This window comes from Nocardia gamkensis NBRC 108242, assembly GCF_001612985.1.
Taxonomy (GTDB): Bacteria; Actinomycetota; Actinomycetes; order Mycobacteriales; family Mycobacteriaceae; genus Nocardia; species Nocardia gamkensis.
Genome location: NZ_BDBM01000002.1, coordinates 98143 through 122353, shown reverse-complemented (window position 1 = coordinate 122353; position 24211 = coordinate 98143). Strand labels below are relative to the sequence as shown.

Below are 24211 nucleotides of genomic sequence, written 5' to 3'. Positions count from 1 at the left end.
GACCAGCTGAAGTCAGAATCGGCGGGCGCCGGTCGCCGGCATCGAGGAGAGCGGGGAAGTGGTCACCCCGATGCCGTAGGTCGATGCGTGGATGACTTTGCCGTCGCCCGCGTAGAGGGCGGAGTGACTTCCGCCGTAGAACGACACCACGTCGCCTGGCTGCAGGTCGTCGAGCGGCACCGGCGTTCCGGTGGCGAGCTGGTCGTAGCTGGTGCGCGGCAGCTCCACGCCGGCCTGCTCGTAGGACCACTGCACCAAACCGGAGCAATCGAAGGAATCGGGGCCCACCGCGCCATAGCTGTAATCGGAGCCGAGTTTGGTTCGTGCCGCGTCGACTGCCATCTCTCCGGCACTCTTCTGCGGTATCACCGCCGCGGGCGGGGTGGGTGCCCTCGGCATGATGTCCGGGAACTCGGCGAGGAACGGGAGTTCGATCTCCGGGAGTGCGCCGAGGAGCGGAATCTCGATCGCCGGAATGATCGTCGGCACCGGCAGTTCGATCGCCGGGACGACGACCGAGACCGGGGACTCGACCGCCGGGCCGAGCGTGGCCGGTGCGATTTCGATGTGCGAGACGGCAGTAGCGGCGGCGGCCTCGATTTCCGGGGTTCCAGCCGTTACAGGAGCTTCCGTGACCGGAAGGATAGCGTTGTTCCGGAACAGCTTTTCCGGTGCGTCGGGAAACGGTATTTCGTCGGAAACCTCGAATGTTCCTACGCCCGGGATGGTCAGCGGCTGAGCCGATGCCTCCGCGGCGTTGAACAACATGCCCAGCAGGGCGGCCGCTCCCGCGGTGAGTGCCCAGAAGACGGCACGCCGCAGGTAGCGGATATATCGGACGTCGGTCGATGATGCCATGATGCGGTCCTCCGATGCTCATATCGCTTGCCTTCGGTGGGCCGTACGACGCCGTGGTTCCCGGCGCGTGGGACGTCACCAAAGACTTCGAATTGATTCGAAAACCATCACGGTGATTCGTCAGTCCAGCGGATCCGATCCGAGCGTTCACCTTTCGGCATATATCGCACCTTGTAAAGCACAACGCGCCTTTGATTTCGTAACGAAATAATAACTCGTTTCGACGCGTTGTCCCGCGATATGAATTCCACGACACCGAAATGTATTCACCTGGAGACACTGCGCCCCGCACGGAAGCGGTTCCGCTGCGGGGCGCATCGTCCATTCGTGGGTCACGCGGTGATCTGTTCCTCGATCTGTCTGGCGATCGTCCGGAGCCTCGCCGCGAACTCGCGGGCCGCGCGCGGGTCGTCGTTGGACCCTCTGACGACGCGCTTGGTCAGCGCGGCGAGCCGGGATTCCATGGCGGTGAAGATGTCGGCCGCACGGTCGTTCTCGCTGCCCTCCAGTTCACCGCGCAGCCACGCCTGAAGACGCTCGATCACCACGTCTTCGTCATAGCGTTCGGGCAGGAGCGCCACCGCTTGCCGGAGCTTTCCCGCGGTGACCTTCACGTCGACGGCCGCCGCCACGGTGGTGTACACGGTGACCGCCGCGTCTTCGCCGTATTCGGCCGCCACCGGCAGCAGTTCACGCACCTGCCCCTCGTTGATCGCGGGCGCGATCGGATGCAGCCGCGCCGCCAGCGGCCAAGCGCGAATGAGCTTGTGGGCGTAGGACCGCTGCATGTCCCACCGCTGTTCCACGTACTCGTCGAACGTCTCGTGGCTGTCCCGGTACAGTCGGCCGTCGCGCACGATCTGCAGAGCGCGCCCGGCCGCCCAGAACGCGATGCGCAGCGTGTCGATCGATGACTCGCACACCGTCAACTGCGCGCGCTCGCGGTCGCTCAGCGGCCCGTCACCCGCGTCGGGCACCGGCATGGTCAAGACATTCGGGCTCACGGCCGGTTTCGGCCGCCGCCATTCGGCATCGCGCAGCGGTGAGACGGGCGGGGTGTGCTCCGCGGTGTCGGACAGCGGATTGGCGCCGCCGATCGAACCCTTCCTGCGTTGTGGAGGCATCAGGCCGGCACCTCCAATAGCGCCCGGTACGCGTTCACCAGCTCGTCGCCCACCTGCCGGTATTCGCCGAGATCCTCGATCGGGTTCTCCGCGCCCTCCCCGACCTCCCCGTCGGCCGCTTCTCGATACCATTTCCACGCGCTCAAATAGGAACCGAAGACGTCGTAGCCCGCGCTCTCCAGATATCCCCGCTGCGCACGGTATTCGGTCGAGACATTCATGCCTTTCTTCATGATCACCGGCACTTTTGTCATCAGCACCCGCACCCGTATTTCCCGGTTGCTGTCGGCCGCTGCTTCCTCGGCCGCTTTGAAGGTGCTCGGGACTCGTTTCACCTCGGACGGGCTGACACTCGTCAGCAGCAACAGTTCATCGCTCTCGGGAATCGCGGCCTTGAAGATCTCGGCCGACTCACCCCCGGCATCCACGATGATGACATCGAAATCGGCGGCGTTGTCGGTGATGCAGTCGTTGACGTGCCGTGAGGGGAAAGCGACCAGGTCGAACGGCACCTCGATGCCCCCTTTGACCAGGCGCCGGTACCAGGAGTACCCGGTTTGGCTGAGCGGGTCGGCATCGATCACCAGCACCCGACGTTCGTGAACCGAAGCGAAGTAGCTCGCCAAGAAGAACGCTGATGTCGTCTTACCGACACCGCCCTTGAGATTCCCCAGCGTGATGACCAGAGGTTCGGGCAATTCGAGTGGCGCAACAGAATTCGTCATAGACGGTCCTCCGAGGGTGAGGAGTGCATTACTGTGCCGGGCCAGTCTGGCACAGTAACGGCGAATTCCGTCCGATTGCGCCCTGTTGTTGCGGCTGTGCCGCCACTGCTCTGTGTCCAATTGGACACAAAAACCGTCGGTGGATCGGCCGCCGAATCCATCGTGCCGCCGAATCGAGGACCGGCAGGACAACCGCCTTACGTCGTCGCGCCTTCCACGTCACGACGACACCACCGGACCCAGCAGAACTTCCCCATGTTGGGAATATTCGAGGTTAGCTCGGACTGTGCCGGACCGATGATTACCGCGAAGACTCTCGCGGTTCGATGAGGGACCGTGTCGAGAAGGGCAGTTTGTGATGGAGCCGCAACCGGTGACGATCCGGCGTGACGACTGGCTGTTGTTACTCGATCGCGGGTGGAAGCGGGCCAGCCCCTGGTCCGAACCGCCCACAGAAGCCGTCATCGGCGGCTGGATGATGGACGAGGGCGGCAAAGCCGGTCCGTTTCAACCGAATCCGGCATATCTTCCCGGTGACGAAGCGACACCGACCGACCCCACGGATGCGCTGCTGCGCTCGATCGCCGCGGGCAATCCGGTCGGCGAGGAACTGCCGGCTCTGATCCGCGACTCGGTGGTCGAGATAGTGTGCGATGAACAGGACAAACCGATCGTGGACACCGCGCCGGACGGTGTTCGGTGTGTGCTCGTAGCCACCGCGGAAGCACAGAAGGTGGACGTGGAGCCCAACCGCTGGTGGCCGGTACTCGGGAGCGAACTTCCCTCGGTGGTTCCCTCGGGAATCGATATCCTGCTCAATCCCGGCGGGCCGGCCCCATTCCGTCTCGCGGCGGAGGTGTTGCGGAACGCCGACCGAAATCAGTGAGCGCGCCCTGTGTTACCGGTATTCGCCCGGATGGTCGGGCGTCTGGATACAGCTGTCGAGAACGCGGCGCGAGCGGTGGCAGGGCGCCTTACAACCACCGGTGCTCATCTGCGCGGGACGGCTGTGCGCCTCGAACACGCCGATGCGGAAGGCGCACTTCCCTTCCGGCATTCGGACACACAACCCGTGGCCCGACGCATGGTCGGTGGGGATCTTCGTTCCGGACAGTTCGTCCGCTTCCAGGCCGACGACGTCATCACCGTTCCACTGACCGATTCGCGGGGGAACGTCATAGGCGTGTCGTTTCCTTCGAGAAGGGGCGATGTCGGGAGCAAGAAGCGATGGGCGCGTGCGAAATTCATGTCCAGCGATCACGTGCACTATGCCTTCTGGAAGGAGGATCCGGCGGCGAAGAAGCCCAAGTGGGTCTTCGGCCGCCGACGCCCGGCGCCGTGGGCGGACACCGACCCCGTCTACGCCCATGCGCATGCCGACGCCCGCACGTTCCATGTCTCGATCAAGACGGGGCGTTGGGGATCGAAACCGGTGCAGATCGATGGAGCGACATACGCGGAGTTGCTGGCCGCCAACAAACATCTGGCGCAAGCGCTGGACACGCGACCGGGGCCGTTGGTTCTGCTGTCTTGCAGCCCGGCTCGACCCGGCGGTTCCGCGGCGGCATCGATGTCCGGACACCTGCACAGCCGGACGAACATCGATCGTGACGTGTATGCCGCGAAAGGTGACGTGATGACCCAGACATGGCGCTCGCGCGAGGAGGTCTCCAGTGTTGGCGTCGAGGTGGATTCTTCGGTCGGAGATGCAGCCGACTCCCTGTGGGAAGTTCATCGAGCCCCTCGCGACACCCCCGCGGGGTCCGACGACCAACTCCCGCCACCGACCGTGCGGAACGAGCTTTGAGCTGCCTGTTCGTGGAGCCTAGGGGAATCGAACCCCTAACCCCTGCCTTGCAAAGGCAGTGCTCTGCCAATTGAGCTAAGGCCCCCGGGTTTCAGCGGGTGGTCACCTCGTGCCACATGTCCGCGTCGCTGCGCCGGCGCAGCTTGGAGATGCCGAAGAGAACCAGAAGCGCGACACCGGCGGTGAGGAGAAGTTTCATGGTTTCCACCCTACTGCGCTGCCGGGAGCGGGCCCAGGAGGGCTCGAGCCGTCGGCGCGATCCTCGCGAGCGCGCGAACCGAATCGAGGCATGGCTGCGCAGAGTGCCGGCAGGTCCCGGGCGGAGCGCTGCACGGCGCCGTCCGGACGGACGAGAACCGCACGAGCGCCGGCCCGCCGCAGCCACCTCCGCAGATCGGTCCCCGGGGCTGCCGTCACCAGCACTCCCCCGCGTTCGCTGACCAGCGTGCGGTCCGCCGAGGTCGGCTGAACCGCGGTGACGATCGCGTACCGGCCCCCGATTGCGTCGTCGTAGCGACGACCGTCCTCCAGGACCGCGTTGGGCACCAGATGGCCCGCCCGGCCGCCACCCAGGCGCGGCCGCGCGACCAGCCCGGACCGGCGTAGCGGCGGTGTCTCGCCGCTGGTGACCAGCGCGTGGAATCCGGGTAGGCGACGCAAGCGCGGAGCGAGGAGACGGCGCAGCATGTTGCCCAGTTCACCGCCCTCGGTCATCGCCATGCCGGTGATCTTCGCCAGCCGAATCATGTTTCGCGCGTGGGGTTTACGTTCGATCTCGTAGGAGTCCAGCACCTGTTCGGGCAGGTCTCCGGCGAGCACGCCTGCGAGCTTCCAGGTGAGGTTGGCCGCGTCCCGCAGGCCCGCGCCCATGCCCTGGCCGATGAACGGTGGGGTGAGATGGGCGGCGTCGCCCAGCAGGAAGACCCGGCCCGCCCGCCAGCGGTCGGCGATCTGCGCGCGGAAGGTGTACGCGGCTACCCGGAGCAACTGGACTTCCGCCACCGGAATGTCGCCGGTCCAGGGGCGGATCAGCTCGTGAACCCGACCGATGTCCTCGTAGTGGGCCGCTGCCTCACCGGGACGGAGGCGGAACTCCCATCGATACCGTGTCGTTCCGATGCGCATGTAGGTCGCGGCGCGGTAGGGATCGCAGACCTGATGCACGCCTTCCCACGCCCCGAGGTCGGCCGTGGTGGCCACGTCGATGACGAGCCACCGTTGCTCGAAGTTCAGCTCACGCATCTCGGCGCCGATCGACGCGCGAACCAGGCTGTTCGCCCCGTCGCAGCCCAGGACGTACCGCGCATGGACCGACTCCGCCGCGCCGGTGGTCCGGTCGGTGAAGTCGACCCGGGCGCCGCGGAGCACCTGGGTCACCGCGGTGACTTCGGCATCACCCCGAACCGTCACTCCCCTATGGCGCTGCGCCGCGGCACGCAGAATCGCCTCCAGCTCCGGTTGGTCGAACATGTTCGCGTCCGGGTACCCGTTGCGGCCGCCGGCCGGATCGCGGTGGAATTCGGCCAGCACCCGGAGATCCCGGTCGAGCAGGCGCAGGCCGAGCGCAGGCCGGGAGATCGCGTCGAATTCGTCCCCGACGCCCAACCTTCCCAGGAGCCTGCGGATTTCACCGTCCAAGTGCACCGCGCGCGGTTGCGGATAGATGCCCTCCCACCGTTCCAAGACCAGCGACTCGACACCGTATCGGGCGAGCAGTAGGGCCGCGGTGAGCCCGGCGGGTCCGGCGCCGACGATCACGACCGGAACGTTCACCGGGCGGCTCCCAGCAGCGTCACGAGATACACGACGGCGACGAGGCAACCCACGATCGCCGGGGCGAACTCGCGGACGCCGTCGCCGATGCGCACGTGGACGACGGCGGCCCCGACCAGCAACAGCACCAGGCCGATCCCCGCCGCGAGGCCGAGCTGCCACCAGCCGATGCCGAGCAGGAGCCCGAGGGCGCCCGCGATCTCCGCGAAGCCGATGCCCCGGTAGGCGGCGACGGAGTATCCGGTGTGTGTGGCCCGTTCCCGCATCGACGGCACCGCCAGTATCTTCGCCACACCGATCGCCGAGAAGAACACCGCCAGCACCGCGGCGAGCAGGACCGATGCGACGCTCATCGGAGCACCCCGGGCTTCCACGCGAGCGCGTACCGATCCGGAATCACCGCGACAATGCTTTCGTCGCCGATGTGGTCCAGCTCGACAGTGGCGACTTTCGCGCCGTCGTCGACCGTGACCGCGATACTTCGCCCGCCGGCCGGCTCGTCGAGGGCGCCGAGAAGATCCCGGCGGGTTGTGTCGGCGCGCTGCGGGCACCGCAGGTCCTCGGTCACCGGTACCTCACCGTGGTGCGCTGGCGGCCGAGGTCGATCGCGCCGTCGTCGGTGGCTATAGCGGCCTCGACGACGTCGCCGTCGTGCAGATACTTCGGGTTCTTGGCCTGGTTCTTGAAGAACATCTTCCACTTGACCGCGGGCGGGAGCAGCGAGCCGATGATCTCGACCGGTTTGGGCGGGGCGCTGATCGCCGTGCCGATGGGGGTTCCGGTGAGCAGCAGGTCGCCTGCGTCCATGCGCTGGAAACCGGTCAATGCCCGCAGGGTCTGCAACGGCCGGTAGATCATGTCGGCGACGGTCATGTCTTGGCGCAGCCCGCCGTTGACCCACAACCGCAGCCGCAGATCGGTGAACCGCTTCAGCTCGTCGTCTTCCAGCAGCACGAGCACAGGTCCCACGGGGGTGAACGTCGGATACGATTTCGCCTCGTAGAACTGGGTTTTCGGCAACTGGACGTCGCGGGCGGAGATGTCGTTGGTGACCACGAGACCGGCGATGTAGCCGGCCAGGTTGTCGCTCGTGATCTCCGATCCGACCGGCATGTCGCGACCGAACACCAGCCCGATCTCCACCTCGTAATCCAGCAGGCGCACATGCGCGGGCCGGATGACGTCGTCGTGCGGGCCGCTGATCGACCCCGAGGCCTTGCGGAAGAACGTCAGCGGCACCGTCGCCGGATCACCACCGGAATCCCGGACATGCGAGGCGAAGTTCGTCATCTGCGCCACCACCCGGCACGGCGCGGTCACCGGCGAGACCGGTGCCAGGCTCTCGACCGGCACGACCTCGCTGCTCGTGGACGCCGCGCGGATCGCCTGCCGATCCGCCAGCAGTTGCCCGGTGGTGGTCGCCGTGGTGTCGACCTCGGCCGCGCCCGCGGGTGTGACCACCCACCAGGCGTCGGCGGTGCGGAGAACGGAAATGCTCATGAACCGGCTACTTTCAACAGGCCGCGCAGGCGACGGAAATCGAATTCGTTGTCCTCGCGCAGCGTGTCGACCATCGTGCGCAGCTCGCGGAGGGTTTCCCGGCTCGGTTTGAGGCCGAGGAAGTCTTTGCTGGCAGGCGGCCCCCACTGCGCGAGCCCGGACGCGGTGAACGGCGCCCAGCCGGGTTCCACCGTGCAGTCGAACATGTCGCCGTCACTGAAATGCTCGACGAGGAATCCGTCCGGGTCGCGCCAGTAGTCGAAGATCTGGCTGCCCTGGATATGCCTGCCGATCCCCCACGATCGGTAGTAACCGTGCTCACGCAGGTACTCCCCGCCCGCGGCCATGGCATCCAGATCGGCGACTTGGTAAGCGGAGTGCGCGTACCGGTTCGACGGGCCGAGCACCAGTGCCAGCGTGTGATGGTCGGTGGGCGTCCGGCCGCGATCACAGCGAATGAAGCTCATCACCGGGCCGCGCTCGCGTTGTCCCGGGTAGTAGTGGAAGTCACTGACAATCAGCCCCAAGTGCCCCAGGTACCAATCGAGCGTTTCGAGATACCTGGTGGTCTGCACCACCACATGCCCCAGCCGCTGAACCCGCGCGGGCACCCGGGGCGGCCGCTGCGTCCGATTGACCCGCGCCACTTCCTGCCCGAAGTTCAGCGTGAGCGGCTGCTGGGCGGGCAGAGCGGGAAGCTTATCGGTGTCGGCGACCACCCGCACCCGCAATCCGCTCGGGTCGGTCAGCTCGACAGTCGACCCGCCCAGAGTCTCGGGCAGGGACACCACCGTGGCGCCTGTGGCCTCGGCCAACCGGAGCAGGTCGGCGGTGTCCGCCGCACGAAAGGCCGGGCCGACGAACCGCGAGCGCACGCCTCGGCGGATCAGCACGCACGGCGCCTGCGGATCCGCGCCCCGTAAGTACAGCTCGTCCCCTGCGCGGAACGAGGTGGCGAAACCGAACGCGTGCGCGAAGACCTCGGCGCGCTCCAAGTCCGGCTTCTCGAATTCGAGCCACGCCAGATCGTGCACTTTCACGATCGGTTCGCGCGCCCGCCCCGGATGTTCGCCCGCTACCGCGCCGTACTCGCTGTGCAATTCGGTGTGTGGATCGTGACGGTCCATCAGCGACCACTCCCTTTCCTTGTCTGACGATATCGTCACATACGACGCGATTTTCAGTCAAGGCATTGCTGAGGAATTCGTCATCATTGAACCGCAGCGCTACCATGGTCGGGCGCCGACAGGGAGAGGAGCGGGCATGACCGATCGGACCGAGGTGGAACCCAACCGCCTGGAGCGTCGCAAGGCCCGTACCCGAGCCGCCCTCGTGACGGCGGCCCAGTCGTTCATCGCGACCGGGAAGCCGAACGCGCCGATCCTGGAGATCACCCAGGCCGCGGATGTCGGCATGGGGTCGTTCTACAACCACTTCCAGAGCCGGGAGGACCTGTTCCAGGCCGCGGTGGAGGAAGCGCTCGAGCAGCACGGCGCGGTACTCGACCACTTGACCGAGGGCATGGACGACCCCGCCGAAGTCTTCGCGCAGAGCTTCCGGCTGACCGGCCGTATGCACCGCAGACTGCCGACCCTGAGCAAGGTGCTGCTCAACAGCGGCCTCGCGCTCACCACCTCGGACAAAGGACTCGCACCCCGCGCTCGGCGCGATATCGAAGCCGCGGCCGGCACCGGCCGGTTTCAGGCGCCTGACGCGGAGTTGGCCATGACTATCGTGGCCGGGGCCGCGCTGTGCCTCGGCCAACTGCTGCACGATCACCCCGAGCGCGACGACGCGGCCGCCACCGATCAGGTCACCGAGGACCTGCTGCGCATGTTCGGTATCCCCGCCGACGAGGCGCACGAGATCTGCTCGCGTCCGCTGCCGTCCCTCGACTAGGCCGCGGGAGCACCGGCAGGCGTCACCCGCTGTCGCCCCGGACGGCGCTCGCGGTGAACTCCTTGTCCAGTTCGGTGCCCTCGATGTCGAGATCGGGGACGTAACGTCCGAACCAGCGCGGGTGGTACCACATGCGCTCGCCGATCAGGGCCATGACCGCGGGCACCAACGTCAGCCGCACGACGAAGGCGTCGAGGAGCACGCCGATCGCCAGCGTGAGGGCCAGCGGCTTGACCACCGGGTTGTCGACCCAGGTGAACGCCACGAAGACGGAGAACATGATCAGCGCCGCCGCGCTCACCACCCGGGCCGACTGCGCCACACCGTTCTGCACCGACCCGGTCGCGTCCTCCGTGCGGCTGTATTCCTCTTTGATCCGGGAGACGACGAAGATCTGGTAGTCGCTGGAGAGCCCGAAGATGATCGCCAGGATGATGATCGGCAGAAAACTCAGCGTCTGCGCCTTCGTCACACCGAAGAGTTCCGCTCCCCATCCCCACTGGAACACCGCGACCTGGACGCCCAGTGCCGCGAAGACCGACAGGATGAAACCGACGATCGAGGACAACGGCACCAGCACGGTGCGGAAGGCGATCGTCAGCAGCACCAGCGCCAAGCCGACGACGACCAGGAGGAAGATCGGCAGCGCCTCGGCCAGCCGGTTGGAGGTGTCGATGTTCGCGGCGGTCGTTCCGCCGATCAGGAAGGTGGCGCCCGTGTTCGCCTCGATCCGGTCGCGGTTGTCGCGCAGCCGGGTGACCAACTGCGCGGTCGCCTCGTCGTCCGGCCCGGTGGTCGGCACGACCTGGATGAGCACCAAGCCGTCGCCACTGCCCGCGGGCTGAACCGCGGCGACATCGGGTTCGGCGCGCAACCTGTCCGTCAGCGTCTGGGCGGCGTCCGGGGTGGTGGCCCTGGACAGATCGGTCACCATCAGCAGCGGTCCATTGAAACCCGGACCGAACGAACGGCTGACCAGGTCATAAGCCTTGTGCGCTGTGCTCGATTCCGGCTGCGACTCCCCGCTCGGCAACCCGAGATGGATCCGGGTGACCGGGATCGCCAAGACGATCAGCGCCGCGATACCGAGCACGAGCAAAGGCAGCCGATAGCGCGTGACGAACCGGCCCCAGCTGTGCCCCATCGTGCGCTCCGGTTCGTACGCCGCGATCCGCGCCACCTCTTCGGCGCGTCCGGGATGCAGCGGCGGCGAGACGAAGCGCGCGACCGTATCGCCTGCGAACCCGAGCAGCGCGGGCAGCAGTGTCAGGGCCACCAGCATCGCCACCAGCACGGCGCCCGCCGCCGTCAACCCCATGACCGTGAGGAACGGGATCCCGGCGACCGCCAGCCCGCACAACGCGATGATCACCGTCACCGCGGCGAACACGACCGAACTGCCCGCCGTGCCGACGGCCAGGGGTATCGACTCCTCCGCGGCCAGACCCAGCACGATGTTGTGCCGATGCCGAGACAGGATGAACAGCGCGTAGTCGATTCCGCAGGACAATCCCAGCATCAATGCCAGGGAAGTCGCCGCCGCGGGCACGTCGACGAACGCGGCCACACCGAGGATTCCGGTCAGACCGATCGCGACGCCGACCAATGCCGTGACGATCGGCAGCCCCGCGGCGACCACCGCCCCGAACGTGATCAGCAGGACGACGAAGGCCGCGGCGATGCCGAGGATCTCGGGTGTCTCGGGCACCTCGGCGGTGAAGCCCGGGTACACCGCTCCGGAGAACTCCACCTCGAGCCCCGCCTCGCGGGCGGGCGCGGCGAGGTGGTCGACCTCATCCAATGTCTCCTCGGTCACCTCCCCCACCGGCTCCGAGAACTGGACGCTGCCCAAGGCAACACGCTGATCGGGTGAGATCGTCTTCGCCTCGAACGGGTCGACCACGGTGGCCACCTGCGACAGCCCGCGCAACCCTGCCATGACCTGCTGGATCTGCGCGCTCGCCTGCGAGTCGGTGACCTCGGCCAAGCCCGGGGTGGCGAACACCACCTGCATCTGCGCGCCACTGTAGGCCGGCATCCGCTGCTTCAGCAGCGAAACAGCGTCCTGCGACTCGGTGTTCGGAATGGTGAAGTTGTCCGTGGTTTTGCCGCCGCTCACCGCGGCGAACCCGATCGCGCAGGCGAGCAGCACCAGCCACACCGCCAGCACCCACCAGCGCAACCGAGCGACCGTGCGGCCGAGGGCGAACAGATACCGAGACATGCGGGTCCTCTCATCGAGCAACCGACAACACATCGAAGAACCGGATCATGACGCTGCGACCAACCCTAAATGTCCATACCTGGCCGGACAGCGACATCGCCGCAATCGACGTTCGCCTCGGCGCCACAACCTACCGTTTTGACCATCTCAGCGGGGAGAAGGTACCGTTTCGAGGCGTCTGTACGCGCAAGCTGTGACAGCTGCGGGGCCTTAGCTCAATTGGCAGAGCACTGCCTTTGCAAGGCAGGGGTTAGGGGTTCGATTCCCCTAGGCTCCACTCCTCGAAGGCTCATGCTCACAAAGAGCATGAGCCTTTGTCGTTCCACGTGTTTGTGAATGCAATCCCCGCGCAGCGGGCTTCCCGGCCGTGATCGCGTTGAGTGGTCGTGGCCCGAGTAGGTGCGCCGCAACTCGCCGCAGCTCACGAGCCCGATTCGGCGATCGAAAGAGTGAAACAGTTCGGTTCCGGTCAGCTTCTCGGCATCTGCCGGATCGCGACTTCACCGGTCCGACCGAACATTCAGGCGGGCCGTCGCTCTGTTGCTCGCCGTGGACATGCCGGCGAGGGCTGTGATGACCGCCCCGGCTGGTGTGGTGCTGTTTCGCCGGTGGTAGATGCACCTACTTCGACGAAGGGAGGCGTCGTGAGGGCCGAGCAGTATCTGGGCCGAGGGAAATGCCGATTGTAGTGGTCAGCCTCTCAGGTCGCGGCGGGCGTAGCCGTACAGCCCGATCGCTGCCATGGCGGCGGCGATGGTGGTGAGCGCGGCGCTTGCGGCCCAGTCGGGTGCGGCGTCGGGTACGGCGGCAAGGTAGGCGAACGGGGAGATGCCGCGGACCCAGGCCGGTGCGCCGGTGCTCTGGGCTACGACGTCGAGGAGGAATCCTCCGGCGACGGGCAATGCCCCGATCTCACCGACGGCATCGGGGTACCAACCCAATGCAAGGACCGCGGCACCGAGTGCGAGCAGGGCCACCGGGGCGACGTTGGCAGCACCGGCCAGGGCTTCACTCAGTCCAAGCGGCGCACCGGTGAGCATCGCACCAGCCCACATCGCGACTGCGGCGGTGGACAGCAGAATGCCGAGCCCCCAGGTGGTGACGGCGATTTCGATTCCTGCCGAGTGGGACCGCGGCAACGGCAGAGCGTGCAGGGCTGTCCAGCGGCGGGCCTTCTCATCGGTGGCCACGGCGGCGATCCGGATGGCGGTATAGAGATCGGAGGGGATGGCGAGCAGAGCGAACAGCGTCGCGGCGAACCCGGAAGCCGAGCCGAGACCCCCGAAACCGGCCGCCGCCGCGAGTTCGGCGAAACGCGGGTTCGTCTCGAAGAATTCGAGGATCGAGGAGATCAACGCACCGATCAGCAGGAAGTAGGCGGCGATTCCTACCGCCCACCCGATGGTGGGCGCTAGAGCACGCCGCACCGCGAATCCGGCCACCGATCCGAGCAGGCGAGTCCGGGCTGCCCTGGTGTCGGACAGGGTGATCACGGCGCCGCCGAGGTCGCGTCCGGCGACGGTGACGAGCGCGCGAACGGCGGGCACGGTGGCGAACACCAGCAGGACGAGCAACGGTCCGACCCTATTGTCCGCATACGGAGCGCTACGGGCGGCGAGGCCGAACGGGGTCAGCCACGCGGTCCAGGAGAGCGCGGCGACACCGTCGGAGAGCATCCGCAGCAGCAGGCACACTCCGAGCACGGCCGAGGCGAGCCCTGTAGCCGCTGCCCGGGACGGCAACAATTGCGCGGTAAGCAATCCCACGCCGGCGAACGCCGCGGTCGTGCCGAACACCGATACCGCGTGCAGGACCGCTCCGGCGGGATCAGTGCCGGTCACCACCAGTCCCGCCCCGACCCCGAAAGCGATCACGGTAGCGGCCAGCCACAACGTGCCGGCGCAGCGGGCGAGCAGGTCCACCGTCCGCAGCCTGCCGCCCAGCAGCAGCTCCCAGTGCCCGGCGTCCTCCTCCCCGCGGGTGAGCCGGGTGGCGGCCAGCAACGCCCACACCCCGCACAGTACGAGGACAGGGGTGCCGGTGCGCCAGACGGTGAACCCGCCGGGATCGTCGAGGGCGAGTGGAGCGCCGAACAGGATGCGCACGGCGGGGTTCTCGGCCAACGCGCGCAGGGAATCGGCGTCGACGCTGTCGGCGAAGGTGGTGCGGTATTGGGCCGCGACGAGCGCCGACAGGCCGCTGGCGATGAGCGCGACGATCGCCGCCCCGCGCCGCACTTGGCGCCGGGTGAGCCGGGCCGCCGCCTTCACCGGCACGGAGAGGTTCACCGGCTCCGGTCCGGCTGCTGTAGTAGCGGTCATCGCCGTGCCTGCCCGTAGTAGTCGAGGAAGATCTCCTCGAGGGTGGGCTCGCGTGAGGACAGCGCCGTCACCTGTGCCGCGGCGAGCGCGCGCAGCGCCGGTGCCGCGGTGCCGGACAGCGTGAAACGCATTCGTCCCCGGTCGAGCGCTTCGACAGCCTCGACACCGTCTACATCGCTCAACTCGGGGGCCTCGCCCCGGTAGGCGATTTCCACGATGGTGCGGTGCAGCCGGCGCAGCTCGGCCAGCGTCGTGACCTCTACGAGCCGTCCGGAGCGCAGGATGGCGACCCGATCGCACAACGCCTCGACCTCCCCGAGCATGTGCGAACTCAGAAACACTGTTTGCCCGTGTTCCCTGGCCTCCGCGACGCAGTGCCGGAACCGGCGTTCCATCAATGGGTCCAGCCCGCTGGTCGGCTCGTCGAGGACCAGTAAAGGCGCTCGAGATGCGAACGCCGCGATCAGAGCGACCTTCTGCCGGTTGCCGGTCGAGTAGGTCTTGGCGGGTTTGTTCACGTCGAGGGCGAAGCGGTCGATCAGCTCGGCGCGATACGGCAGGTCGGTGCCCTGGCCTACCCGGGCGAGCAGCTCGAGTGTCTCGGCACCGGTCAGCGACGGCCACAAGGCCACGTCGGCGGGCACGTAGGCGAGAGCAAGCCCTTCCAGAGTCGGCGGATACGACATGCCGACCAGACTTCCCGGCGCACCTGAGAAGAAAGATACGCCGCCGCGGCCGTCGCGGTGGGCATTCGATGGACCGTCCTGCGGTCTGGAGTGATAGGAGTTGACCGCGCTGCGGAGTGCTGCACGGGTCGCCCACCGTTGCCTTGTCATCGGAAGAGGGTTTCGCCCCGCGCACCACTCGGTTCAAGCCCGGCGACAGCGCTCGGCCGGGTGCGGACGTATTCGGCAATGCCATCGGGTCGCCCGACTTGCTATGGAGTCGATTTTTGCGGCATGTTTACAGGCGGTGCGCCGGGAAGTCTGGTCGGCAGCGCGGTCCGGGGACCCGGATCGTGTTCGTGATCGACGAGGAGTTCGTGTGCTGTTCGCGTATCCGTTCACACCGTGGCTTTCTGCCTCACCGGGCTCGCGCAGCGCCGTATCCTGCACATGTGCGCGCGGAGCAGATGGTGGAGGAATATCCGGTGGTCGGGATGGACACCGATGCGCTGGACGCGGCGAAGTTGCTTGCCGAGCATCGGTTGCCCGGCCTCGTGGTCACCGGCCCCGACGGACGCCCTCAGGCAGTCCTGCCCGCTTCCCAGGTAGTGCGGTTCATCGTGCCCAAGTACGTGCAGGACGATCCCTCGCTGGCAGGTGTCCTGGACGAATCGATGGCCGACAAGATCGCGGACAAACTGAGCGGCAAGAAGGTGCGCGACGTCGTACCGGAGCGGTTGAGCGCAGTGCCGGCCGCCAAGGCCGACGACACCATCGTCGAAGTGGCCGCGGTGATGGCTCGATTCCGGTGCCCACTGATCGCGGTGATGAGCGGACAACAGTTGATCGGCGTCATCACCGCCTCGCGTCTGCTCGCGGCAGCGCTGCACCACTGAACGGTTCGAGGCTCTCGAGCCTCGACGCCGCGCTGAGCGTCCCGGCCGCGGTGGGGACTCCGAGGTGACGGTAGTCGCGGTCGTCGTATTCGTCGCGGCCTACCTGCTCATCGCGACCGAACGTGTGCACAAGACCGCCGCCGCGCTCGGCGGCGCCGCCGTCGTTCTGGGACTCGGCGTGGTGAGCTCGGAGGTCGCGTTCTACTCCCGTGAGACCGGCATCGACTGGGATGTCATCTTCCTGCTGCTGGGCATGATGATCATCGTCGGGGTGCTACGCCAGACCGGAGTGTTCGAATACACCGCCATCTGGGCGGCCAAACGCGCCAAAGGATCTCCGTTGCGGGTGATGATCCTGCTGGTGCTGATCACTGCGGTCGCCTCGGCGTTCCTCGACAATGTCACCACGATTCTGCTGATCGCGCCGGTGACGCTGCTGGTGTGCGACCGCCTCGACATCAACCCGACACCGTTTCTGATCGCCGAGGTGCTGGCCTCCAACATCGGCGGCGCCGCCACGCTGATCGGTGACCCGCCGAACATCATCATCGGCAGCCGCGCCGGTCTGACGTTCAACGACTTCCTGGTCCACATGACACCGATCGTGGCGATCGAGTTGCTGGTGTTCACCCTCATCCTGCCGCGGCTGTTCCGCGGTTCCTTCGATGTCGACCCGGCGCGGGCAGCCGATGTCATGTCCCTGGATGAACGCGAGGCGATCCGCGATCGGGGCCTGCTGGTCAAATGCGGGGTGGTGCTGGCGGTGGTGTTCACCGGCTTCGTGGGGCACTCAGCGTTTCATATCGAGCCGTCGGTGGTGGCGTTGCTGGGTGCTGGGGTCTTGGTGATCGTTTCCGGTCTGCCGCAACAGGACTACTTGTCCGCGGTGGAATGGGAGACGCTGCTGTTCTTCGCGGGCCTGTTCGTCATGGTCGGTGCGCTGGTCGAGACCGGGGTCATCGAACAGCTGGCGAAGCTGGCCACCGAGGCCACCGGCGGCGATGCGCTGATCGCAGTGATGTTGACCCTCGTGGTGTCGGCGTTGCTGTCGGGTGTCATCGACAACATCCCGTACGTGGCGACGATGAGCCCGCTGGTGGCCGACCTGGCCGCGGGCATCGATCACCCCGCGATCGATTCAGGTGCGCTGTGGTGGTCGCTTGCCCTGGGTGCCGACTTCGGCGGCAACCTCACCGCGGTCGGCGCCAGTGCCAACGTCGTCATGCTCGGCATCGCCCGCCGCGCCGACGCCCCGATCTCGTTCTGGGAATTCACCCGCAAGGGCATCATCGTCACAGCCATCACCATCGCGGTCGCCGCACCGTACTTGTGGTTGCGGTACTTCGTTCTCGCCTGAAGAAAGCTCCAGCTGTCGACCGAAGCACGCCCGTATGTCGAGAATCTCCGCCGATCCCGGTGATTGTCCACGGCGCGGGTCGCGTGGCAGGCTGAGCACACGGTGCTGTGCACCAATCCCCACGGTGTCAGGAGTAGCCATGGCCGAGGCTCTCGCGTTCGGTCTGATCGCAGCGTTCCTCATCGTCGCCCTGCTGATTCGCCACGCCAACCGCTCGAACGACTGAACCACTGCCCCGTCTCGGCGACGACGCTTCTCGGGCGAACTCGGATTGTGGGTCGGCAGCGAACGTAGGCACGCCGTTGGATCGGCCCGGTGGGCGACATCCTCCCGTCGCCTCCAGCAGCCGAGCGCACGACTCCGATACCGGAAGCATCTGCGCCGACGTCGCACAACGCCGAACCGACACCATTTGCCCCGGCCGCCCGTTTACGGCATCTTTACAAGTGGTGCGCCGGGAAGTCTGGTCGGCAACCCGATCCTCAACCTGAGATCGGGCCCGTCCGACGATCAGGAGCGCACCGTGTCCAGACCTCACGGCGGACGTCGCAGATCGTTGCGCCGGAGATTTTCAGTTCGCCGACGCTCATCGGAGCACCACCCTGCAAGATCCCGAGCCGCATGGCGATCGCCGAGCACACTCGGATTGCAGGAGCTGACCGCGGCCCGCGCTGCTGATCCGACAGGGCGCCACGTGCTTGCCGCCTTTGCGAACCCGTCGACGCCAAAGGCTTTCGGCTTCCCGTGCAGTTCCGATGACTCCGCTCGGCGCTCGTCCGATTTATACCCCCGAAGGAAGCAATCGATGACAGCGACTGACCCACACCGGACGAGGCTCGAGCACCTGCGCGTGGCGCTGGGATGGGATCCCGTGCGGCGGAGCCGGTTCGGCTTCAACGCCAGAGACATCGATCTGAACGTCTCGGCATTGCTGTTCACCGACGACCACATCACAGACGTCGTCTACCACCAGCAGCTCAGCTCGCGAGACGGCTCGGTGCGACACCTCGGGGACAGCACCACGGGTGAAGGCAAAGGAGACAACGAGGTCATCACCATCGATCTGACCCGCATTCCCGCCCAAATCACCACCCTTGTCCTCCTCGTCACCTCCTACACCGGCCAAACCTTCGGCCAGATCGAAAACGCGTTCTGCCGCGTGGTCGACACCGTCTCCGGCACCGAGATCGCCCGCCACGACCTGAGCGCAGACGCATCACATACCGGCTTGGTGATGGGCAAGGTCTCGCGGGCAGGGGCAACATGGCGCTTCCAGCCGATCGGCGAGGCCATCCGTGCACAACATCCCATCGAGGCGATCGCGCAGATCACCCGGTTCTTGACATGATGGACAGCCCGGACGGAGCGGCCTGCTTGCTTTCCTCGAATCCGCTTCGATCCCACACCGACATCTCGATACTTCCCGGCGAAGCCCGTCGAACCGCCTGCCGACAGAGCTTGGGTCCGTTCCCGAGTGGCCACCGGAACGCGGCGAGGGCGCCAACGATGCGGTGGCGCCCTCGCGTGGGGTCAGTTGGTCAGGTCGCGATGGTTGAAGCGAATGAGTCCGGACCCGATAGCCGTGGAACAGGTCCTCGAGAGCGGGTTCGGTGACCAGTAGTCCAGTCACGCGGTGGGTAACGATCCTCCGCAGCAGTGCTTCCGGGCTTCCGGTGACCTGGCAACGCAGGGTGGCGCCGTCCACTTGGACGTCGCGGACAGCGGGCAGGGCGGCGAACTCGGCGGCGGTCACCGGCTCCGCGAAGGTGACCTCCACATCGCGCACTGCGTTGGCCCGCAGCCCGGACACGGTGTTCAAGGTGACCAGTCGACCGTCGCGAATGATGCCGACTCGGTCGGCGACCGCCTCCACCTCGCTCATGATGTGGCTGGACATGAACACCGTCTGCCCGTTGCCTGCGGCCTCGGCGACCATCTCCAGAAAGATCTGCTGACCCAGCGGATCCAGACCGGATGTCGGCTCGTCCAGGATCAGCAGCCGAGGGGTGTGCATGAACGCCTGGACCAGCCCGAGCTTTTGCCGGTTACCTTTGGACAGGCTGCTCACCTGTGCTTCCTGATCCAATTCCAGACGCTCGCACAGCGCCTCGATCCGCTGCGGTGACGCCCCGCCGCGCAGCGCCGCAAGGAACCGCAACATCGCACCTACCCGTTGCCGTCCTGGAACAACGAAATCACCTGCGAGGTATCCGATTTCGGCGTGTAGCCGCACCGCGTCCCGTCGAGGGTCCAGACCCAGCACGCGAGCACTACCTGCTGTGGGCCGGATCAGGTCGAGCAACAGTCGGATGGTCGTCGACTTCCCGGCCCCGTTCGGGCCGAGAAACCCGAAGACCTCGCCTTGGCGGACCTCGAGAGACAGATTTACCAACCCCCGCCGCGAACCGTAGGTCTTGGTGAGCCCTCGCAGCTCGATAACGTTCACCATGTGCTGGCCACCATGCGCGAGGACGCCCAAGAAGGCATCGACGCCGCTGAGGCGGACAGCGCCACTGCGCAGCGTCTGCACGAGATGCAGGACTTCTACACCTACATGACCAACGAACTCGCGCCGCTCATCGAGCGCTGGCGCGAGCAGTACACCGCCGAACACCCCAGGCCCTGACCTCCGCCGCCGGACCACCCTCGATGATCCGGTTCGCCGCGACAACAGACGCGATACGGCCGACAGTGGAGTAGGCCGGCTCTTGGCTCCGCTACGCCACATTCAGCGCTTTGGCAGGCTGCTGATCAGCCGAATGCATCCCGCCAGTGCCCACGTGACGCGATGTGTGCGACCGCGCAAAGGTGTCCCGGTCGACGTGCCGGAGTGGGGCATGAAGCTCCTCCGCTGCCGTAGACCGGGGGCCGGAGGACCCGCACCTCCGACCCCATCGGGGTGAAGGGCAGGTAGGAAAGCCACCTGTGGTCGCCGATTTTCTGGTGACAATGTCACCAGAAAATCAGGACAAAAAGGACAGGGAGACTTTAAGAAACAGCATTTTAGCTGGTGTTATAGCCAAATCACATGGTGGGCCTAGGAGGACTTGAACCTCCGACCTCTTCGTTATCAGCGAAGCGCTCTAACCGCCTGAGCTATAGGCCCGTAGTGGTGTTGTTCGCGTGAACAACAACGTGTAGAGACTACACAACAGTTCTCCGATGAACCAAAACGGCTGGTAGACGCCCTGTGCTCAACGAAAACGGCCGGCACCCGACCAATGGTGGCGGGTACCGGCCGTCCGTGATGCCGGCCTTGCTAGTCAGGGTCGGCCAGGGTGACCTGGATACCGCCGACGAGATCGCAGCACTGGTTGTAGATGAAGGTGCCGACGGTGCCGAGCGCGGTGAACAACACGACGTTGATCAGGCCGATCACGCCCGCGTAACCGAACACGGTGCCCGCGTCGATCAGTCCCACCGAGCCGCTGTCCTGCGACACCATGTCGGTGAACGTGTTGTTCAGCCGCTCCCACACGCCCATGCCCTCGAGCACGATGTAGAGCAGGCCGACCGCGAGCATCCACACGAAGAACATCGCCACGCTGATGACGAGCGAGATCTTCAGCGTCGACCAGGGATCGATGCGCCGGATCTGCACCGTGGCCCGCAGCGGCTCCCCGGAGGCGACCGCGGCGACCGCGACCGGAACCGCGGGCGAAACCGGCCCGCCCTGCGGAACTCCTGCTTCGTTCGGCGGCAGCGGGTGCCGGATCTCGGACAGGTCGGGCATGTCCTTGATCAGTTCCGGGCGCGCGATGCTGCGGGTGGGCCCGTCGATGCCGACCGACTTCACCATGGCCGCTTCCTTGCGCGCCGCCTTGGCCGCCAGGTCGGCGGTGGTGCGCGCGTTGGACGTGCCGCCGCCGAGACCCCCACCGCCGGAGTTCGGGCGTCCGGTGACCGGCGCCTGGCCGGGACGGTACAGGTTGGACTGCGGCTCCCGCTGCGGCAGCTGCGCCCACCCGTCCTGGTACGGCGACTGTTGTCCGCCGTTGCCCGCGGCGCCGACCGGTTGCTTGTCCTCGCTCTCGGGCGCGGACTGCGGGGCTTGGTTGTTGATCCGCGTCGTCTTCTGGTCGAACCGGTCCTGGCCGTCGCCGCCGGGCGCCTGGTCCGGCGCGCCCTGCTGCGGCGCGAAATCACCCTGCTGCTCGCGGATCTCGCGCTGCTGAGCGTTCGGCTGGTTGCCGCCGGGCTGGTTGCCCGGCTGCCCACCCGGGTGCCCGCCGGACTGCGGCCCGTTCGGCTGGCCCGGGTGACCACCCGGCTGCGCGCCACCGGGGTGACCGCCGGCCTGGCCACCACCGGGGTGACCGACCGGCTGGCCGCTCTGCTGGCCGCCGCCGGGCTGACCGTTCTCGGCCGAGGCGACCGGCCGTGGGATCGGCCGCGGCGGGATCGGTGACGGTGCGATCCGCTCGGTCACACCGTTCGTCTGGTGCCGCTCGTCATTCGGCTGATTCGGAGTGGTCAATGGGAATCCTTGGGTCCGTTCGTTGCCGCCGCTGATGGGTTACTTCTCGGAGGAGTCGGTGTCGCCGCCACCGGAGACCTGATCGGGATCGGGCTCGTCGGCATTGCGCGCGATCGCAAGCAAGGTATCGCCCTCCGCGAGGTTCATCAATCGCACGCCCTTGGTCTGTCGTCCGGCCTTGCGAACCTGCTTCGCCGCCGTCCGGATCACGCCGCCACCGGAGGTGATCGCGTACAACTCATCGTCGTCGTCGACGATGAGCGCCCCGACCAGGGTGCCACGTTTCGCGTCGAACTGGATGGTCAATACGCCTTTACCGCCGCGTCCCTGCGCGGTGTACTCCTCGATCGCGGTCCGCTTGGCGTAGCCGCCGGAGGTGGCGACCAGCAGATATGTGCCGTCCCGAACCACATTGAGCGACAACAGTTCGTCGCTCTCGTTGAACCGCATGCCCTGGACACCAGAGGTGGCGCGCCCCATCGGCCGCAGCGCCTCGTCGGTGGCCGAGAAGCGGATCGATTGGCCGAGCGCGGAGACCAGGAGCAGGTCGTCGTCGGCCGAGCAGAGCACCACGCCGACCAATTCGTCCTCGTCGCGCAGATTCACCGCGACGATGCCGCCGCTGCGGTTGGAGTCGAAGTCGGTCAGCTTCGACTTCTTCACCAGGCCGTTCCTGGTGGCGAGCACCAGGTATGGCGCGTCGTCGTAGGACTTGATCTGGATGATCTGGGCGATCTTCTCGTCCGGCTGGAAGGCCAGCAGGTTCGCCACGTGCTGACCGCGCGCGGTGCGGTTGGCCTCGGGCAGTTCGTAGGCCTTGGCCCGGTACACCCGGCCCTTGTTCGTGAAGAACAGCAGCCAGTCGTGCGTCGAGGTGACGAAGAAGTGCTTGACGATGTCGTCCTGCTTGAGCCCTGCGCCCTGCACGCCCTTGCCGCCGCGCTTCTGGCTGCGGTAGAGGTCGGTCTTGGTGCGCTTGGCGTAGCCGGTCTCGGTGATCGTGACGACCACGTCCTCGCGAGCGATCAGATCCTCGTCGGCCACGTCGCCGTCGGCGGCGATGATCCTGGTGCGCCGATCGTCGCCGTACTTGTCGACGATCTCGGCCAGTTCGTCGCGGACGATCGCGCGCTGGCGCTCCGGCTTGTCCAGGATGTCCTTGAGGTCGGCGATCTCGGCCTCGATCTTGGCCAGCTCGTCGATGATCTTCTGCCGTTCCAAGGCGGAGAGGCGACGCAGCTGCATGTCGAGAATCGCCGTCGCCTGGATCTCATCGATCTGCAGCAGCTCCATCAAGCCGAGCCGGGCGGTATCGGTGTTGGCCGAACGGCGGATCAGAGCGATGACCTCGTCCAGCGCGTCGAGTGCCTTGACCAGGCCGCGCAGGATATGGGCCCGCTCCTCCGCCTTGCGCAGCAAGTAGCGGGTTCGCCGGACGATCACGTTCAACTGGTGCTCGACGTAGAGCCGGATCATCTGGTCGAGCCGCAGCGTCCGCGGCACACCGTCGACGATCGAGAGCATGTTCGCGCCGAAGCTCGTCTGCAACTGGGTGTGCTTGTAGAGATTGTTCAGCACCACCTTGGCGACGGCATCGCGCTTCACCGTCACCACGATCCGCATGCCCACGCGGTCGGAGGACTCGTCGTGGATATCGGAGATGCCCGCGATCTTGCCGTCCTTCACCTGCTCGGCGATCGAGTTGATGAAGTTGTCGGTGTTGACCTGGTACGGGAGCTCGGTGATGACGATCGTCGTCCGGCCCCGGTTGTCCTCTTCGATCTCGACGACGCCGCGCATCCGGATCGAGCCACGACCGGTCGTGTAGGCGTCGTGGATGCCTTGGCCGCCGACGATCAGGCCATGGGTGGGGAAGTCCGGGCCCTTGACGCGCTCCATGCACGCCGCCAGCGTGGCTTCCTCGTCCGCGTCGTAATTGTCCAGCGCCCAGTAGATCGCCTCGGCGAGCTCGTTCAGGTTATGCGGCGGGATGTTGGTCGCCATGCCGACCGCGATGCCGTTGCTGCCGTTCATCAGCAGGTTCGGCACCCGGCTCGGGAGCACGACGGGTTCCTGGGAACGGCCGTCGTAGTTGGGCGTGAAATCGACCGTCTCATGGTCGATCTCACGCAGCAGTTCCATCGCGAGCGGGGTCAGGCGGCACTCGGTGTACCGCATCGCGGCGGCGCCGTCGTTACCACGGGAACCGAAGTTGCCCTGACCGTCGACGAGCGGATACCGCAGCGACCACGGCTGGGCCATGCGGACCAGGGTGTCGTAGATCGACGCGTCACCGTGCGGGTGATAGTTACCCATGGTCTCGGCTACCGGGCGGGCGGACTTCACGTAACCGCGGTCCGGGCGGTAGCCGTTGTCGTACATCGCGTAGAGCACGCGCCGATGCACCGGCTTGAGGCCGTCACGCACATCGGGCAGCGCACGGCCGACGATCACGCTCATCGCGTAATCGATATAGCTGCTCTGCATCTCGTTCTGGATATCGACCGGTTCGATACGGTCGCCCGCACCGCCATTCGGGGGCAGCGTGGTCTCGGTCATGCGGTCTCCTTACCGGGCCTGGCGTG

Annotated in this window: 20 protein-coding genes, 3 tRNA genes and 1 pseudogene; 8 read left to right on the top strand and 16 right to left on the bottom strand. The window is 66.5% G+C overall.

The genetic code is table 11. The features are described 5' to 3' along the window. Positions 1-12 precede the first annotated feature (12 nt). The 3 genes from NG1_RS37985 to NG1_RS00770 form a co-directional block, all read right to left on the bottom strand. Positions 13-501, bottom strand: a complete 489-nt coding sequence (locus tag NG1_RS37985) for a C40 family peptidase (protein WP_245659746.1) — start codon at positions 499-501, stop codon at positions 13-15. A 689-nt stretch (positions 502-1190) separates the two neighbouring features. Beyond that, positions 1191-1982, bottom strand: coding sequence for a hypothetical protein (locus NG1_RS00775; protein WP_062966930.1), 792 nt, complete (start codon positions 1980-1982; stop codon positions 1191-1193). Next, positions 1982-2827 (bottom strand): ParA family protein, encoded by an 846-nt coding sequence (locus NG1_RS00770; RefSeq protein ID WP_157113789.1) that lies wholly within the window; start codon positions 2825-2827, stop codon positions 1982-1984. The genes NG1_RS00775 and NG1_RS00770 overlap by 1 nt, the downstream gene beginning before the upstream one ends. A 253-nt stretch (positions 2828-3080) precedes the next feature. Here NG1_RS00770 and NG1_RS00765 point away from each other — a divergent pair, with 253 nt between their 5' ends. Then, positions 3081-3593, top strand: coding sequence for a type VII secretion system-associated protein (locus tag NG1_RS00765; RefSeq protein ID WP_168434147.1), 513 nt, complete (start codon positions 3081-3083; stop codon positions 3591-3593). A 30-nt stretch (positions 3594-3623) separates the two neighbouring features. After that, positions 3624-4514 carry a hypothetical protein gene (locus NG1_RS00760; RefSeq protein WP_157113787.1) on the top strand — a complete coding sequence of 297 codons (891 nt, stop codon included), beginning with the start codon at positions 3624-3626 and terminating at the stop codon, positions 4512-4514. 12 nt (positions 4515-4526) lie between these two features. Here NG1_RS00760 and NG1_RS00755 read toward each other — a convergent pair. The 6 genes from NG1_RS00755 to NG1_RS00730 form a co-directional block, all read right to left on the bottom strand. Beyond that, positions 4527-4599 (bottom strand) — tRNA-Ala (locus NG1_RS00755). Positions 4600-4709: 110 nt separating this feature from the next. After that, positions 4710-6287 carry a bifunctional 3-(3-hydroxy-phenyl)propionate/3-hydroxycinnamic acid hydroxylase MhpA gene (mhpA, locus tag NG1_RS00750; RefSeq protein WP_062966923.1) on the bottom strand — a complete coding sequence of 526 codons (1578 nt, stop codon included), beginning with the start codon at positions 6285-6287 and terminating at the stop codon, positions 4710-4712. Continuing rightward, complete coding sequence (locus NG1_RS00745) at positions 6284-6640, bottom strand: DoxX family protein (RefSeq protein WP_062966921.1); 357 nt, start codon at positions 6638-6640, stop codon at positions 6284-6286. Before NG1_RS00745 ends, mhpA begins: the two co-directional genes overlap by 4 nt. After that, a complete protein-coding gene (locus NG1_RS00740) occupies positions 6637-6855 on the bottom strand; it encodes a hypothetical protein (RefSeq protein WP_062966919.1) in 219 nt (72 codons plus the stop codon). The genes NG1_RS00745 and NG1_RS00740 overlap by 4 nt, the downstream gene beginning before the upstream one ends. Beyond that, on the bottom strand, positions 6852-7787 hold the full coding sequence (locus NG1_RS00735; protein ID WP_062966917.1) for a fumarylacetoacetate hydrolase family protein: 936 nt from the start codon (positions 7785-7787) through the stop codon (positions 6852-6854). Before NG1_RS00735 ends, NG1_RS00740 begins: the two co-directional genes overlap by 4 nt. Further along, complete coding sequence (locus NG1_RS00730) at positions 7784-8917, bottom strand: VOC family protein (RefSeq protein ID WP_157113806.1); 1134 nt, start codon at positions 8915-8917, stop codon at positions 7784-7786. The genes NG1_RS00735 and NG1_RS00730 overlap by 4 nt, the downstream gene beginning before the upstream one ends. Positions 8918-9050: 133 nt before the next feature. On the opposite strand from NG1_RS00730, the gene NG1_RS00725 reads away from it, so the two are divergent. Next, complete coding sequence (locus tag NG1_RS00725; protein ID WP_062966913.1) at positions 9051-9686, top strand: TetR/AcrR family transcriptional regulator; 636 nt, start codon at positions 9051-9053, stop codon at positions 9684-9686. A gap of 22 nt (positions 9687-9708) precedes the next feature. On the opposite strand, the gene NG1_RS00720 is transcribed toward NG1_RS00725, so the two are convergent. After that, complete coding sequence (locus tag NG1_RS00720; RefSeq protein ID WP_062966911.1) at positions 9709-11910, bottom strand: MMPL family transporter; 2202 nt, start codon at positions 11908-11910, stop codon at positions 9709-9711. A 204-nt stretch (positions 11911-12114) separates the two neighbouring features. Here NG1_RS00720 and NG1_RS00715 point away from each other — a divergent pair. Further along, positions 12115-12187 (top strand) — tRNA-Ala (locus NG1_RS00715). Positions 12188-12602: 415 nt separating this feature from the next. Here the strand turns inward: NG1_RS00715 and NG1_RS00710 are convergent. Both NG1_RS00710 and NG1_RS00705 read right to left on the bottom strand, forming a co-directional pair. After that, the gene (locus NG1_RS00710) at positions 12603-14231 is read right to left on the bottom strand and encodes an efflux permease Rv1217c-related protein (protein ID WP_062966909.1); all 1629 of its coding nucleotides are present in this window, start codon (positions 14229-14231) and stop codon (positions 12603-12605) included. Continuing rightward, positions 14228-14917, bottom strand: a complete 690-nt coding sequence (locus NG1_RS00705; RefSeq protein ID WP_245659737.1) for an ABC transporter ATP-binding protein — start codon at positions 14915-14917, stop codon at positions 14228-14230. The genes NG1_RS00710 and NG1_RS00705 overlap by 4 nt, the downstream gene beginning before the upstream one ends. Positions 14918-15348: 431 nt before the next feature. Here NG1_RS00705 and NG1_RS00700 point away from each other — a divergent pair, with 431 nt between their 5' ends. The 3 genes from NG1_RS00700 (at position 15349) to NG1_RS00690 (ending at position 18497) form a co-directional block, all read left to right on the top strand. Continuing rightward, on the top strand, positions 15349-15792 hold the full coding sequence (locus NG1_RS00700; protein ID WP_062966907.1) for a CBS domain-containing protein: 444 nt from the start codon (positions 15349-15351) through the stop codon (positions 15790-15792). Between the two features lie 64 nt (positions 15793-15856). Continuing rightward, complete coding sequence (locus NG1_RS00695) at positions 15857-17149, top strand: ArsB/NhaD family transporter (RefSeq protein ID WP_062966904.1); 1293 nt, start codon at positions 15857-15859, stop codon at positions 17147-17149. Positions 17150-17954: 805 nt separating this feature from the next. Beyond that, positions 17955-18497: a TerD family protein gene (locus NG1_RS00690; protein ID WP_062966902.1), complete on the top strand. Its 543-nt coding sequence runs from the start codon at positions 17955-17957 to the stop codon at positions 18495-18497. A 585-nt stretch (positions 18498-19082) separates the two neighbouring features. On the opposite strand, the pseudogene NG1_RS38925 reads toward NG1_RS00690, so the two are convergent. Beyond that, positions 19083-19598 (bottom strand): annotated as a pseudogene (locus NG1_RS38925) (ABC transporter ATP-binding protein); the annotation flags it as partial. Here NG1_RS38925 and NG1_RS36260 point away from each other — a divergent pair. Further along, complete coding sequence (locus NG1_RS36260) at positions 19599-19775, top strand: hypothetical protein (protein ID WP_157113786.1); 177 nt, start codon at positions 19599-19601, stop codon at positions 19773-19775. Positions 19776-20178: 403 nt separating this feature from the next. Here NG1_RS36260 and NG1_RS00680 read toward each other — a convergent pair. The 3 genes from NG1_RS00680 to gyrA form a co-directional block, all read right to left on the bottom strand. After that, positions 20179-20255, bottom strand: a tRNA-Ile gene (locus NG1_RS00680). 153 nt (positions 20256-20408) lie between these two features. Further along, complete coding sequence (locus NG1_RS00675) at positions 20409-21626, bottom strand: DUF3566 domain-containing protein (protein ID WP_062966898.1); 1218 nt, start codon at positions 21624-21626, stop codon at positions 20409-20411. Positions 21627-21665: 39 nt separating this feature from the next. After that, positions 21666-24185, bottom strand: coding sequence for a DNA gyrase subunit A (gene gyrA, locus NG1_RS00670; protein ID WP_062966896.1), 2520 nt, complete (start codon positions 24183-24185; stop codon positions 21666-21668). Positions 24186-24211: the final 26 nt, after the last annotated feature.

Excerpts from the sequence above, each read along its gene's own strand:
- NG1_RS00710 (WP_062966909.1), bottom strand. The coding sequence starts at position 14,231 with ATGACCGCTACTACAGCAGCCGGACCGGAGCCGGTGAACCTCTCCGTG.
- NG1_RS00760 (WP_157113787.1), top strand. The coding sequence starts at position 3,624 with ATGGTCGGGCGTCTGGATACAGCTGTCGAGAACGCGGCGCGAGCGGTG.
- NG1_RS00745 (WP_062966921.1), bottom strand. The coding sequence starts at position 6,640 with ATGAGCGTCGCATCGGTCCTGCTCGCCGCGGTGCTGGCGGTGTTCTTC.
- NG1_RS00735 (WP_062966917.1), bottom strand. The coding sequence starts at position 7,787 with ATGAGCATTTCCGTTCTCCGCACCGCCGACGCCTGGTGGGTGGTCACA.
- NG1_RS00720 (WP_062966911.1), bottom strand. The coding sequence starts at position 11,910 with ATGTCTCGGTATCTGTTCGCCCTCGGCCGCACGGTCGCTCGGTTGCGC.
- NG1_RS00705 (WP_245659737.1), bottom strand. The coding sequence starts at position 14,917 with ATGTCGTATCCGCCGACTCTGGAAGGGCTTGCTCTCGCCTACGTGCCC.
- NG1_RS00690 (WP_062966902.1), top strand. The coding sequence starts at position 17,955 with ATGACAGCGACTGACCCACACCGGACGAGGCTCGAGCACCTGCGCGTG.
- NG1_RS00725 (WP_062966913.1), top strand. The coding sequence starts at position 9,051 with ATGACCGATCGGACCGAGGTGGAACCCAACCGCCTGGAGCGTCGCAAG.
- NG1_RS00775 (WP_062966930.1), bottom strand. The coding sequence starts at position 1,982 with ATGCCTCCACAACGCAGGAAGGGTTCGATCGGCGGCGCCAATCCGCTG.
- gyrA (WP_062966896.1), bottom strand. The coding sequence starts at position 24,185 with ATGACCGAGACCACGCTGCCCCCGAATGGCGGTGCGGGCGACCGTATC.